14 protein-coding genes and 1 pseudogene are annotated in these 11,720 nt (G+C 63.9%); 7 read left to right on the plus strand and 8 right to left on the minus strand.

What is annotated here, in order from left to right:
• Positions 1-5: 5 nt before the first annotated feature.
• Positions 6-179, plus strand: a pseudogene (locus NTD88_RS29030) (methyl-accepting chemotaxis protein); the annotation flags it as partial.
• 207 nt (positions 180-386) lie between these two features.
• Positions 387-1,091 (plus strand): methyl-accepting chemotaxis protein, encoded by a 705-nt coding sequence (locus NTD88_RS29035; protein WP_371864280.1) that lies wholly within the window; start codon positions 387-389, stop codon positions 1,089-1,091.
• 15 nt (positions 1,092-1,106) lie between these two features.
• Here the strand turns inward: NTD88_RS29035 and NTD88_RS00970 are convergent, their stop codons facing one another.
• On the minus strand, positions 1,107-2,300 hold the full coding sequence (locus tag NTD88_RS00970; RefSeq protein ID WP_095155538.1) for a benzoate/H(+) symporter BenE family transporter: 1,194 nt from the start codon (positions 2,298-2,300) through the stop codon (positions 1,107-1,109).
• A gap of 146 nt (positions 2,301-2,446) precedes the next feature.
• Between NTD88_RS00970 and NTD88_RS00975 the strand changes: the two genes are divergently transcribed.
• Entirely contained in the window at positions 2,447-3,049 is a 603-nt protein-coding gene (locus NTD88_RS00975; protein ID WP_095155539.1) for a glutathione S-transferase family protein, read from the plus strand.
• A 52-nt stretch (positions 3,050-3,101) separates the two neighbouring features.
• On the opposite strand, the gene NTD88_RS00980 is transcribed toward NTD88_RS00975, so the two are convergent.
• The 5 genes from NTD88_RS00980 to NTD88_RS01000 form a co-directional block, all read right to left on the minus strand.
• Positions 3,102-3,473 (minus strand): glutathione S-transferase N-terminal domain-containing protein, encoded by a 372-nt coding sequence (locus NTD88_RS00980; RefSeq protein ID WP_110969261.1) that lies wholly within the window; start codon positions 3,471-3,473, stop codon positions 3,102-3,104.
• Between the two features lie 59 nt (positions 3,474-3,532).
• Positions 3,533-4,078 (minus strand): GTP cyclohydrolase I FolE, encoded by a 546-nt coding sequence (gene folE / locus NTD88_RS00985; RefSeq protein WP_095155541.1) that lies wholly within the window; start codon positions 4,076-4,078, stop codon positions 3,533-3,535.
• Positions 4,079-4,147: 69 nt separating this feature from the next.
• A complete protein-coding gene (locus NTD88_RS00990; RefSeq protein WP_110969306.1) occupies positions 4,148-4,705 on the minus strand; it encodes a Smr/MutS family protein in 558 nt (185 codons plus the stop codon).
• A 53-nt stretch (positions 4,706-4,758) separates the two neighbouring features.
• Positions 4,759-5,079 carry a hypothetical protein gene (locus NTD88_RS00995; RefSeq protein ID WP_095155543.1) on the minus strand — a complete coding sequence of 107 codons (321 nt, stop codon included), beginning with the start codon at positions 5,077-5,079 and terminating at the stop codon, positions 4,759-4,761.
• A gap of 67 nt (positions 5,080-5,146) precedes the next feature.
• A complete protein-coding gene (locus NTD88_RS01000; protein ID WP_095155544.1) occupies positions 5,147-5,737 on the minus strand; it encodes a cysteine hydrolase family protein in 591 nt (196 codons plus the stop codon).
• Positions 5,738-5,924: 187 nt separating this feature from the next.
• Here NTD88_RS01000 and prmB point away from each other — a divergent pair, with 187 nt between their 5' ends.
• Complete coding sequence (prmB, locus tag NTD88_RS01005; RefSeq protein ID WP_110969309.1) at positions 5,925-6,833, plus strand: 50S ribosomal protein L3 N(5)-glutamine methyltransferase; 909 nt, start codon at positions 5,925-5,927, stop codon at positions 6,831-6,833.
• A gap of 48 nt (positions 6,834-6,881) precedes the next feature.
• Here the strand turns inward: prmB and NTD88_RS01010 are convergent, their stop codons facing one another.
• Together NTD88_RS01010 and NTD88_RS01015 are read right to left on the minus strand one after the other, a co-directional pair.
• A complete protein-coding gene (locus NTD88_RS01010; RefSeq protein ID WP_262155456.1) occupies positions 6,882-7,679 on the minus strand; it encodes a hypothetical protein in 798 nt (265 codons plus the stop codon).
• 94 nt (positions 7,680-7,773) lie between these two features.
• Positions 7,774-8,736, minus strand: a complete 963-nt coding sequence (locus NTD88_RS01015) for an alpha/beta hydrolase (protein WP_262155455.1) — start codon at positions 8,734-8,736, stop codon at positions 7,774-7,776.
• 133 nt (positions 8,737-8,869) lie between these two features.
• On the opposite strand from NTD88_RS01015, the gene aroC reads away from it, so the two are divergent.
• The 3 genes from aroC to NTD88_RS01030 form a co-directional block, all read left to right on the plus strand.
• Entirely contained in the window at positions 8,870-9,961 is a 1,092-nt protein-coding gene (gene aroC / locus NTD88_RS01020) for a chorismate synthase (RefSeq protein WP_095155548.1), read from the plus strand.
• A gap of 37 nt (positions 9,962-9,998) precedes the next feature.
• Complete coding sequence (locus NTD88_RS01025; RefSeq protein ID WP_175653689.1) at positions 9,999-11,144, plus strand: MFS transporter; 1,146 nt, start codon at positions 9,999-10,001, stop codon at positions 11,142-11,144.
• A gap of 36 nt (positions 11,145-11,180) precedes the next feature.
• Positions 11,181-11,720, plus strand: a 540-nt coding sequence (locus NTD88_RS01030) for an acireductone dioxygenase (RefSeq protein WP_262191701.1), incomplete at its 3' end; no start/stop codon positions are given.

An 11,720-nucleotide genomic window follows, 5' to 3' on the forward strand; every position in this document is an offset into this window, starting at 1 on the left:
CCGGAATGCAGGCCGAATTGAAGCGCAATGCCTTGCTGATTCTGCTGTCGTCATTGCTGGCACTGCTGGTGGGCATTGTCGCGGCGATCCTCATTACCCGGGCCATCGTGCTGCCGCTGCGCCGGGTGATCAGCCGTGCCCAGGAAATTGCCGCAGGGGATTTGCGCGGCGAAATCAACGTCGATCGCCGTGATGAGGTGGGGCAGTTGCTGCTGGCCATGCAGCAGATGGGCAGCGGCCTGAGCGGCATCGTCAGTGGTTTGCAGTCCGGGATCGACAAGTTGGCCAGCAACGCCCACACCTTGTCGGCGGTGACCGAGCAGACCAATCGCGAGGTCAGCAGCCAGAAAGAAGAAACGGATCAGGTTGCCACCGCCATGCAGGAGATGACGGCCACCGTGCACAGCGTTGCCCGTGATGCCGAGGAGGCTGCGCAAGCCGCGCAATCGGCGGACGGCAAGGTGGAAAACGGCCAGCAGGTGGTGCGCCAGAGCATGCAGCGCATCGAGCGACTGGCCAGTGCCGCCGATTCGGCCAGCCACAGCATCGAGACCCTCAGTGCCGAGATTCAGCACATCGGCTCGGTGCTGGAAGTGATCAAGAGCGTCGCCGAGCAGACCAACCTGCTGGCGCTCAACGCCGCCATCGAAGCTGCCCGCGCGGGTGAGCAGGGTCGCGGTTTTGCCGTGGTGGCGGATGAAGTGCGGGCCTTGGCCAAGCGCACCCAACAGTCCACCGAAGAAATCGAGCGCCTGGTCAGCAGTCTGCGGGCCAATGCCCAGTCATCGGTGACGCAGATCCAGAACAGTGGCGAACTGGTCAAACTGGCGGTGGCTGATGCGCTGCAAACCGAAAGTGCGCTGGGCAGCATCGCTGCGGCAGTGTCGCTGATCCAGCAGATGAACCAGCAGATTGCCGCGGCCGCGGAACAGCAGAGTTCGGTGGCCGAGGAGATCAGCCGCAGCGTGACCCAGATTCGCAGCAGCGCCGATCAGTCGGCGATGGCCATGCAAGGCAACGCCAGCTCGAGTATCGAGCTGGCGCAGTTGGGGGCGGAGTTGAAAGGGATGGTCGGGCATTTCCGGATCTGAGTCCGGAAATGCCTGTCAGGCGCTTTTACGCCAGTTGAGGATCAGCAGCGTTAACACGCCAGCGACGATGCCCCAGAAGGCCGAGCCGATGGAGAACAGCGTGAAGCCCGAGGCGGTGACCATGAAGGTGATCAGCGCCGCTTCGCGTTCCTTGGCTTCGTTCATCGCCACGCTGAGGCCATTCATGATTGAGCCGAACAGCGCCAGGGCGGCAATCGACAGCACCAGTTCCTTGGGCAGGGCGGCGAACAGTGCCGCCAGGGTGGCACCGAAGGTCCCGGCGATGCCGTAGAAAATCCCGCACCAGACCGCTGCGGTGTAGCGCTTCTTGGGGTCTTCATGGGCATGCGGCCCGGTGCAGATTGCCGCGCTGATCGCCGCCAGGTTGACCCCGTGGGCGCCGAACGGTGCCAGCACCAGCGAGGCCAGGCCGGTAACCGAAATCAGCGGCGAGGCGGGCACTTGATAGCCATCGGCGCGGAGCACGGCGACGCCGGGCATGTTCTGCGAAGTCATCGCCACCACGAACAACGGAATGCCGATGCTGATGGTCGCTGCGAGGGAGAAGCTCGGCGTGGTCCACACCGGTGTCGCCACTTCCAGCTTGAAACCGCTGAAGTCCAGCAGGCCAAGCGCGCCGGACAGCGCCGTACCCACCACCAGCGCGGCGAGCACCGAGTAGCGCGGCGACACCCGCTTGATCAGCAGGTAACTGAAGAACATCCCCAGTACCAGGGTGGTGCGGTGTTGGGCGGCGACGAAGATTTCACTGCCGATCTTGAACAGGATCCCGGCCAGTAGCGCCGAGGCCAGCGACGCGGGAATGCGTTTGACCAGGCGTTCGAAACTGCCGGTCAGGCCGCAGATCACCACCAGCACGGCGCAGGTGATGTAGGCGCCAATGGCCTCGCCGTACGTCACGCCGCCGAGGCTGGTGATCAGCAATGCTGCGCCCGGCGTCGACCAGGCAACGGTCACCGGCGTGCGGTAACGCAGCGACAGGCCGATGCTGCACACCGCCATGCCGATGGACAGCGCCCAGATCCACGAGGAAATCTGTGCGCTGGTCAGCCCTGCGGCCTGGCCGGCCTGGAACATCAGCACCAATGAGCTGGTGTAGCCGGTGAGCATGGCGATGAAACCGGCGACCACCGCGGAGGGTGACGAGTCGGCCAGCGGCCGCAATTGTGCGGAGGTGGCGTCGGGCATGGCGAAATCCTTATACGGGTGTCAGCAGATTTTTCAGACTACCGTGCGACAGGGTGTCGATTGCAATACAGCAACCGTTGCATTTAGCCGTACAGTCGCCAACCATGAAGGTCGGTTCGCTTTTGCAGAAAAGGGGGAGGGGCAAGATGTACAAGGTCTATGGGGATTACCAGTCGGGCAACTGTTACAAGATCAAGCTGATGCTGCACCTGCTCGATCTGCCCTACACCTGGCAGCCGGTGGATATTCTCAAGGGTGAGACGCAGACGCCGGAATTCCTGGCGATGAACCCCAATGGCAAGGTTCCGGTGCTGCAACTGGAAGATGGCACCTGCCTGTGGGAGTCCAACGCGATTCTCAATTTCCTCGCCGACGGCAGCGAGTTCCTGCCCTCTGAGCCGCGGTTGCGCACCCAGGTGCTGCAATGGCAGTTCTTCGAGCAGTACAGCCACGAGCCCTATATCGCGGTGGCGCGTTTCATCCAGTTCTATCTGGGACTGCCAGACGAGCGCCTGGAGGAATACCGCAAGCTGCACAAGGGCGGGCACAAGGCGCTCAAGGTGATGGAGCGGCAACTGGAAGTGACGCCGTATCTGGTGGGCGACCGCTATTCGATCGCCGACGTGGCGTTGTATGCCTACACCCATGTGGCGCATGAGGGCGGCTTCGATCTGAGCGCTTATCCGAAAGTGCGGGAGTGGCTGGCGCGGGTGGCAGAGCATCCGCGGCATGTAGCGATGGAAGGCTGACGTTCTTGTAGGAGCGAGCTCGCGAAGGCCTGCACAGCAGGCCCCGAAAGGATCAGGCAGCCGAAAAACGCTGGTCCAGATACGCGATGATCGCCTTGGACTCGTACATCCAGGTGGTCTTGCCGTCTTCTTCGATGCGCAGGCACGGCACTTTGATCTTGCCGCCTTCGGTGAGCAGGGTCTGACGATCCTGTTCGTTGTTCTTCGCGTCGCGCAGGGTGACCGGCACGTTGAGGCGGTGCAGGGTGCGGCGGGTCTTCACGCAGAACGGGCAGGCGTGGAACTGGTACAGGCTCAACCCGCGGGCTTCCTGCTCGACCCGCGCCTGGGCGGCGGGGTCACGCTTGCGTTTGGCCGGGCGGCTGATCCAGTCGAGAAAGACGATCACCTGGCCGAGGCCGACCCGCAGTGCTTTGACGATCATGGCAACTCCTCAAAATGAAAAAGCCGACCTGGACAGGTCGGCTCGCGTAACGCTCCCGATCACTTGATCAGGCTGAGAAACTCGCTGCGGGTCGCGGCGTTATCGCGGAATTCGCCGAGCATCACCGAAGTGATCATCGACGAGTTCTGCTTCTCGACGCCGCGCATCATCATGCACATGTGCTTGGCTTCGATGACGACGGCGACGCCCAGGGCGCCGGTAACCGTCTGCACCGCCTCGGCGATTTCGCGGCTCAGGTTTTCCTGGATCTGCAGGCGACGGGCATACATGTCGACAATCCGTGCCACCTTGGACAGGCCCAGCACCTTGCCGCTCGGGATGTAGGCGACGTGCGCCTTGCCGATGAAAGGCAGCAGGTGGTGTTCGCACAGCGAGTACAGCTCGATGTCCTTGACCAGGACCATCTCGCTGTTGTCGGAGCTGAACAGGGCGCCGTTGGTCACTTCTTCCAGGGTTTGGGTGTAACCGCGGCAAAGGTACTGCATGGCCTTCGCGGCCCGTTTCGGCGTGTCGAGCAGGCCTTCGCGGGAGACATCCTCGCCGAGCTGGCCGAGGATTGCGGTGTAGTTCTGTTCCAGGGACATGGATCTACCTGTGGTGTATTTCGCAAACGCGAAGGGTACGGCGGCTGTGGCGGCGCCGCAAGTCCGGCGTTACTCGTCGCGACCTTCGAGCATGGTCCGGCGCAGCATCACATACACCGCGCCGGTGCCGCCGTGTCTGGCCTGGCACGAGGTAAAGCCCAGCACTTGAGCGTGCTGGCGCAGCCAGGTATTGACGTGGCTTTTGATCATGGGACGCTTGCCATCCAGGCGCACGGCCTTGCCGTGGGTGACGCGCACGCAGCGGATTTCGAAGCGGGTGGCCTCGGCGAGGAAGGCCCAGAGGGTTTCGCGCGCTTTCTCGACGGTCATGCCATGCAGGTCGAGGCTGCCTTCAAAGCCGATCTGGCCGAGCTTGAGCTTGCGCATCTGGCTTTCCTGGACGCCGTCGCGGCTCCAGTGCAGATCGTCTTCCGGGCCCACGTCGATGACGAACTGGTCGGACAGACCGTCAACCACGGTCTGGTCGCTGCGCACCGTCGCGTTCTGCCGCAGGTTGTTCAGTTGCTTGCGATCAGTCTTGGGTTTGCCGGTGTCGGCGCGATCATGCTTGATCGGCTTGACGCCGCGCACTTCGCTCTTGAACAGGGAAAAATCGTCGTCTTGCATGTAGGTCTCCGCCGCGAGCGGCGCAGTTTACGCGAGTCCACACGCCGTTGCAGTCAATCGTGTTTTTTCATCAGGTGAGGCGACAGGTTCAGTTCGCGGCCGCGGCGCAGACGCAGGCGACGTCGGCGCCAGAGCCACACGCCCAGGTACAGCACCAGCAAACCGCCGCCGAGCACCAGGCTGGCGGCGGCGGGGTTGGCATTGAGCTCGCCCAGTGCGGCGGGGTGGCCCAGCAGGCTGGCGGCTCCAGCCATGGCCAGCAGCACGCCGACGCTTGCCAGCAGGGCCGAAAACGCCGCGGCCAGGCGCGAACGCCAATTGCCCGGCTGGCGCGGACGCAGGCGTTTGGCGTCGAAACCGTCGGATATTTTCATTCCGATTTCCTCAGTGAATATCCGGTTTTGGACCGAAAGTCGTGGAGGTGGTTCCGCGCGCCAAGGGTCAGATCAGACTGTTGGTAGGGGTCACGCAGGCGAAGTTGTCGGCCATGATCGCCATTTCAGTCTGCTGGATCTGCGCGGCGGCGATCACGCCATCCTTGAACGGCAGGTCGCGGGTGGCGCAGGCGTCTTCGACCAGGGTGCAGCGGTAGCCGTAGTCTTTGGCGCGGCGCACGGTGGTGCTGACGCTGGAGTGGCTCATGAAGCCGCAGACGATCAGATCCAGGTGGCCGAGGTTCTGCAGGGTTTCATGCAGGCTGGTGTTCTTGAAGGCGTTGGGCATGCGCTTCTCGATGATGACTTCATCGCCCTGTGGCTCCAGGCCGGGGATGAATTCGCCGCGCGCACCCTGAGGATCGAACAGACCGCCGACGGTGCCCAGGTGACGCACGTGAATCACCGGACGACCGGCCTTGCGCGCCGCGTCGAGCAGTTTGCCGATGTTCGCCACTGCCTCGTCCATGCCCGACAGCGCCAGGGGACCGCTCAGGTACTCTTTCTGCGCATCGATAATGATCAGGCTGGCGTTGCTCAGTTTGGCGGGCGGATAGCCACGTCCGCTGAGGTGGAACATCGTCATTGGAACAGACATCAGGGGCTCCTTCGGGTAGGGCTTTTTACCTATTCTCCCCTGCTTGGACACTTATGTGAATCGCTTAGCGTACAAGTGGCGTGGTTAGTGGCTCTCAGCCATGTCAGCCAATCGCCCGTCGATGCAATTGCGGCCACTTGTTGCGCGAGGCTGGTAGAATCGCCGGTCGTCTTCCAAGGAGTCTGCCGTGATCACTTCCCGCCTGCGCACACTGCGCGACCACATTCGCTGGGCCGTCAGCCGCTTCCACGAGCATGAGTTGTTCTTCGGTCATGGTGCCGACAACGCGTGGGACGAGGCTCGGTTGCTGGTGCTGGGAGCGGTTCACCTGCCTTGGGAAGTGGCTGACAGCTATCTGGATTGCCGCCTGGAAGACGACGAACTGGTGAAGCTGCAACGCCTGCTCAAGCGCCGCATCGAAGACCGCGTGCCGACCGCTTACCTGCTCGGCGAGGCGTGGTTCTGCGGGATGTCGTTCATCGTCGATGAGCGGGTGCTGGTGCCGCGTTCGCCGATCGGCGAACTGATCGAGAAGCGCTTCGAGCCGTGGCTGGCCGACGAGCCCGCGCGCATCCTTGACTTGTGCACCGGTTCAGGTTGCATCGGTATCGTCAGCGCCGAAGTCTTCCCCGACGCCGAAGTGGTGCTGGCCGACCTGTCCTTCGAAGCGCTTGAAGTGGCCAACCAGAACATTGAGCGACATGGCCTGGAGCAGCGCGTCTACACCGTCCAGGGTGACGGTTTCGCCGGCCTTCCGGCGCAGCGTTTCGACCTGATCCTGTCCAACCCGCCGTATGTCGATGCCGAGGACTTCGCCGACATGCCGGCCGAGTATCAGCACGAACCGGAGCTGGGCCTGGCCTGTGGCAATGATGGTCTGGATCTGGTGCGGCGCATGCTGGCCGAGGCGGCGGACCACCTCACCGAGAAGGGCTTGCTGATCGTCGAGGTCGGCAACAGCCAGGTGCATGTCGAGCAGTTGTACCCGGAAGTGGATTTCGCCTGGCTGGAGTTCGAGCGCGGCGGTCACGGCGTGTTCATGCTCACTGCCGAGCAATGCCGCCAGCACCAGGCGCTGTTCGCTTCGCGGGTCTGATGGTGTTGTTGCGCGGGACGGCTTGTCAGCCAGTCCCGCGTTTCGCCCTCAGCGGTGGGTGGCGATCCAGATCAGCAAGCCGGCCTGGAACACTGCGAACGCCACCAGGCAGGTGATGGTGAACCGCAGGCCGCTGTCTTCGCGCCGGTACTTGGAAACCCGCTCGTCGCGCTCACGCAGTTGCGATTCCTTCTCCTGCAACTTCTGATCGGCCTGCTGCAACATGTTGGCCGCTTCGATGATCTCGACCCGCTGCAGCTTGTCGGTATTCCAGCCGCCTTTCAGCTCGCCCACCTGGGTTTCGACGTAGCGCCCCTTGAGGTGCTGGGCGTCGGCGTATTCGACTTCCACGCCGTGGCTACGCAGCACATGGTCGCGGCGCAGGCGGGTGTCTTCGTTGAGTGCGTCCTTGTTCCCCAGGGCGCCGCCCTCGAGCCGGTAGTGCGACCACTTGCGCTGTGCCCACTGCACGGCCTGGGCCAGCATGAAGCGGCCTATTCCGCGGTTCAGTGGTTCGATCTGCAAGCCGCTGTCGGGGCCGATGGTCACCAGGCGCTTGTCGTGGTCGACACGGATATCCAGCACGTTCTGTTCTTTGCGCACTTTTTGCCCGGGCAGACGGATTTCCATGCGCAGCAGGCTGTGTTCCTTGCTGTGGCGCTCGGCATGGCCGAACTCGACGAAACGCAACGGACGCGCGCCGCTGTTGCGGTCGGTCGGCAGCGGCGCCAGGCGCAGCAACTGGAAATGTTCGGGCGCCAGGTCCGCCCAGGGCAGCGGGGCGGCTTCCGGAACAACCGGTTCGTCGGCCGCTGCGGTAGCGTCCTGGGTGGGTGCATCAGTCATCACAGGGTCCTCGTGTGCGCAACAGGCCGTCTACGGTGACAGCGCCTGCATCGGATTTATCGGCCGATTCGCCGAGGACTGGAGCCCGATTTGCTCAGGCGGATGTCAACTGCCGCACAAAAACCACGATCCGTTCGCCCAGTGCGCTGGCCAGGGGCAGTGCCGGATTGGTGTAGCTGTCGCGCTGCTGGCCCATGCCTGGCGGACTGATGCGCAGCATGTGGTTCATGCCATCGATCAGCGCAAGCTGCGCATCGGGCTTGGCCGCCTGCAGGGCCTTGGCGTCGGCCGGGCTGACCTGGATGTCGTTGCGGCCTTGAATGATCAGCGCCGGAATCTGCAAGCGTGCGAAGGCCGCCGCCGGGTCTTGGCGGAACAACGAAATCAGATAAGGCTGCACGCTGGGGCGCAGGGTATTGGCGAGTGCCGGCGGCACATCGCTGCTCGGCTGGCCGGCCTTGAGTTGATCGATCACCTGTTGCGCTTGCTTGAGTTGGGCCGGTGGCAGGCGTTCGGCCAGTTGTTCGCGCAGCACCTGGTCTACCGGCCGGCCGCTGCCGGCCAGGGCGATCACCGCGCTGGCGCCGGCCGGTTCCGCAGCCAGGCTGGCGATCAGTGCGCCTTCGCTATGACCGAGCAGGATCAGCGGGCCGAAGCGTGGGTCGGCCTTGATCTTGCGGCTCCAGGCCACGGCGTCGGCGACATAGCGTTCAACACTCAACTGACGTTCGTCCGGGGTCGCCGCCAGGCTCTCGGCAACGCCGCGCTTGTCATAGCGCACGCTGGCGATGCCCTGGGCAGCCAGTTGCAGGGCCAGGCGCTTGAGAATGTCGATGCGCCCGACTGCAGGGTTGTTGCCGTCGCGGTCGGTGGGGCCGGAGCCAGCGATGATCAGCACCACCGGCGGCGGGGTGTCGCCGCGCGGCAGCAGCAGGCTGCCATGAAGAATGCCCTGGCCGGTATCGAGGCTGACCGGGCGCTGGAACACGGCGGGGGCGGCGGCCTGGGCGAGGCCGGAAACGATCAGGAGGAGCAGGACGGCGAGGCGCGACATCATCGGGCTACATGCGGGGGGATGCCGGTTGGACCTGACCCCGTGCAGAAGGTTCGCCAGCAGGGATGAACTGAATGGTTAGCCTGCGTATACTGGCGGCCTTGTTCAAATCAGGCTGATTCGCGGAGCGTCCTGCATGTCCGGCAATACCTACGGCAAGCTGTTCACTGTCACCACCGCTGGCGAAAGCCATGGTCCGGCGTTGGTCGCCATTGTCGATGGCTGCCCGCCGGGTCTGGAGATTTCTCTGGAAGACCTGCAGCGCGATCTGGACCGGCGCAAGCCCGGCACCAGCCGCCACACCACCCAGCGCCAGGAAGCCGACGAGGTCGAGATTCTTTCCGGCGTCTTCGAGGGCCGCACCACCGGCTGTTCCATCGGTCTGCTGATCCGCAACACCGACCAGAAGTCCAAGGACTACTCGTCCATCAAAGACCTGTTCCGCCCGGCCCACGCCGACTACACCTATCACCACAAATACGGCGAGCGCGACTACCGCGGCGGTGGCCGCAGCTCGGCACGCGAAACCGCCATGCGCGTGGCCGCCGGTGCCATCGCCAAGAAATACCTGGCCAGCCAGGGCATCCGCATTCGTGGCTACATGAGCCAGCTCGGCCCGATCGAAATCCCGTTCAAGACCTGGGACTCGGTGGAGCAGAACGCCTTCTTCAGCCCGGACCCGGACAAGGTCCCGGAACTGGAGGCGTACATGGATCAGTTGCGCCGTGACCAGGACTCGGTCGGCGCGAAGATCACCGTGGTCGCCGAGGGTGTGATGCCGGGCCTCGGCGAGCCGATCTTCGACCGTCTGGACGCCGAACTGGCCCATGCGCTGATGAGCATCAACGCGGTCAAGGGCGTGGAAATCGGCGCCGGCTTCGCCTCGGTCGCCCAGCGCGGCACCGAGCACCGTGACGAGATGACGCCCGAAGGCTTCCTCAGCAATAACGCTGGCGGCATCCTCGGCGGCATTTCCTCGGGTCAGCCGATCGTCGCTCACCTGGCGCTCAAGCCGACCTCCAGCATCACCACGCCGGGCCGTTCCATCGACAAGGATGGCAACCCGGTTGAAGTCATCACCAAGGGCCGCCATGACCCATGCGTCGGGATCCGCGCCACGCCGATCGCCGAAGCGATGATGGCGATCGTGTTGATGGACCACCTGCTGCGCCACCGCGGGCAGAACGCTGACGTACGTGTGAGCACCCCGGTACTGGGCCAGCTCTGATGCCCCGCACTGCCCATCGCGCCACGGCTTTTTAGCCGTGGCGTTGCCTTACTGGCGGCTGTCCAGTTTCTACCTCTTCTATTTCGCCCTGCTCGGGTCTACCGCGCCGTTCCTGGCGCTGTATTTCGATCACCTCGGGTTTTCCAGCGCACGCATCGGCGAGCTGGTGGCCATTCCCATGCTGATGCGTTGCGTGGCGCCAAACCTGTGGGGCTGGCTGGGCGACCGCAGCGGCCAGCGCCTGTTGATCGTGCGCCTCGGCGCGCTGTGCACCCTGGCCAGTTTCGCGCTGATCTTTGTCGACAAGAGCTACGCCTGGCTGGCACTGGTGATGGCGCTGCATGCGTTCTTCTGGCATGCCGTGCTGCCGCAGTTCGAAGTCATTACCCTCGCGCACCTGCAAGGCCAGACCGGCCGCTACAGCCAGGTGCGGCTGTGGGGATCGATCGGTTTTATCCTCACCGTGGTCGGCCTGGGCCGACTGTTCGAGTGGTTGAGCCTGGATATCTACCCGGTGGCGCTGGTGTGCATCATGGCCGGTATCGTCCTTGCCAGCCTTTGGGTGCCCAACGCCCAGCCGGTGGAGCAGGCCGAGCGGCCGTCCGGTGGCGGCTTCCTCAAGCAACTGACCCGCCCCGGCGTGCTGGCTTTCTACACCTGCGTGGCGCTGATGCAGCTCAGCCACGGCCCGTACTACACCTTCCTGACCCTGCACCTGGAAAGCCTCGGCTACAGCCGCGGCACCATCGGCATGCTGTGGGCGCTGGGAGTGCTGGCCGAGGTGCTGCTGTTCATGGTGATGAGCCGGATCCTGGCGCGGGTGTCATTGCGCCGGGTGCTGCTGGCGAGTTTCCTGTTGGCGGCGCTGCGCTGGCTGTTGCTGGGCAGCTTTGCCGAGCACTTGCTGGTGCTGTTGTTCGCCCAGCTGCTGCATGCGGCGACCTTCGGCAGTTTCCACGCCACCTGCATCGCCTTCGTCCAGCGCAGTTTCGGCGCGCGCCAGCAGGGCCAGGGCCAGGCGTTCTACGCTGCGTTGTCCGGCACCGGCGGCGCCTTGGGTGCCCTATATGCGGGTTATAGCTGGAAGGCCCTGGGCCCGGGTATCACCTTTAGTATTGCCGCCGTCGCGGCGCTGGCCGCAGCCGTTATCATTGCGACCCGGTTGAAAGAGGACGCTATATAGCGTCCGCATCACGTCTTGAAAGAACAGGAGTTGCCCTTGAGCATCCTCAGCGTTTATCACCAGTCCACCCCGGATACCCCCAACAAAGTCCTGACCCACGATGACGATATCGGCGCGACACTGGCCGAACAGGGCGTGCACTTCGAACAGCGGGAAGTGGCGGAGCGGATTCGTCCCGGGACTGCCGCAGAGGAGGTGATCGCGCTGCTGGATCAACAGCTCCAGGCGCTGAAAACCGAGTGTGGCGCGGTGGTGGAGGTGTTCAGCGTCAATCCCGAGCATCCTCAGAAGGATGAACTGCGCGCTGGCTGGATCGACGAGCGTCGTCATTCGGCAAAGGGCGCGCACTTTGTCATTAGCGGGCGCGGCTTGCTGAATCTGCGAATCGGCGATTACGTGTATGCGCTGGTGGCGGAGCGGGGCGCTCTGGTCAGCGTTCCGGCGGGGACTGCGCACTGGTTCGATATCGGCGAGCAGCCGAACCTGGTGCTGGTGCGGTTGTTCCAAAGCGAGGAAGGACGGGCGGTGCAACTGACGGGTGATGAGAGCGCCCGGTTGTATCCGGGGCTGGATGAC

It is taken from the genome of Pseudomonas sp. 20P_3.2_Bac5, from assembly GCF_025466035.1.
Classification (GTDB): Bacteria; Pseudomonadota; Gammaproteobacteria; order Pseudomonadales; family Pseudomonadaceae; genus Aquipseudomonas.

Excerpts from the sequence above, each read along its gene's own strand:
- NTD88_RS29035 (WP_371864280.1), top strand. The coding sequence starts at position 387 with ATGACGGCCACCGTGCACAGCGTTGCCCGTGATGCCGAGGAGGCTGCG.
- NTD88_RS00970 (WP_095155538.1), bottom strand. The coding sequence starts at position 2,300 with ATGCCCGACGCCACCTCCGCACAATTGCGGCCGCTGGCCGACTCGTCA.
- NTD88_RS00975 (WP_095155539.1), top strand. The coding sequence starts at position 2,447 with ATGTACAAGGTCTATGGGGATTACCAGTCGGGCAACTGTTACAAGATC.
- NTD88_RS00980 (WP_110969261.1), bottom strand. The coding sequence starts at position 3,473 with ATGATCGTCAAAGCACTGCGGGTCGGCCTCGGCCAGGTGATCGTCTTT.
- folE (WP_095155541.1), bottom strand. The coding sequence starts at position 4,078 with ATGTCCCTGGAACAGAACTACACCGCAATCCTCGGCCAGCTCGGCGAG.
- NTD88_RS00990 (WP_110969306.1), bottom strand. The coding sequence starts at position 4,705 with ATGCAAGACGACGATTTTTCCCTGTTCAAGAGCGAAGTGCGCGGCGTC.
- NTD88_RS00995 (WP_095155543.1), bottom strand. The coding sequence starts at position 5,079 with ATGAAAATATCCGACGGTTTCGACGCCAAACGCCTGCGTCCGCGCCAG.
- NTD88_RS01000 (WP_095155544.1), bottom strand. The coding sequence starts at position 5,737 with ATGTCTGTTCCAATGACGATGTTCCACCTCAGCGGACGTGGCTATCCG.
- NTD88_RS01010 (WP_262155456.1), bottom strand. The coding sequence starts at position 7,679 with ATGACTGATGCACCCACCCAGGACGCTACCGCAGCGGCCGACGAACCG.
- NTD88_RS01015 (WP_262155455.1), bottom strand. The coding sequence starts at position 8,736 with ATGATGTCGCGCCTCGCCGTCCTGCTCCTCCTGATCGTTTCCGGCCTC.
- aroC (WP_095155548.1), top strand. The coding sequence starts at position 8,870 with ATGTCCGGCAATACCTACGGCAAGCTGTTCACTGTCACCACCGCTGGC.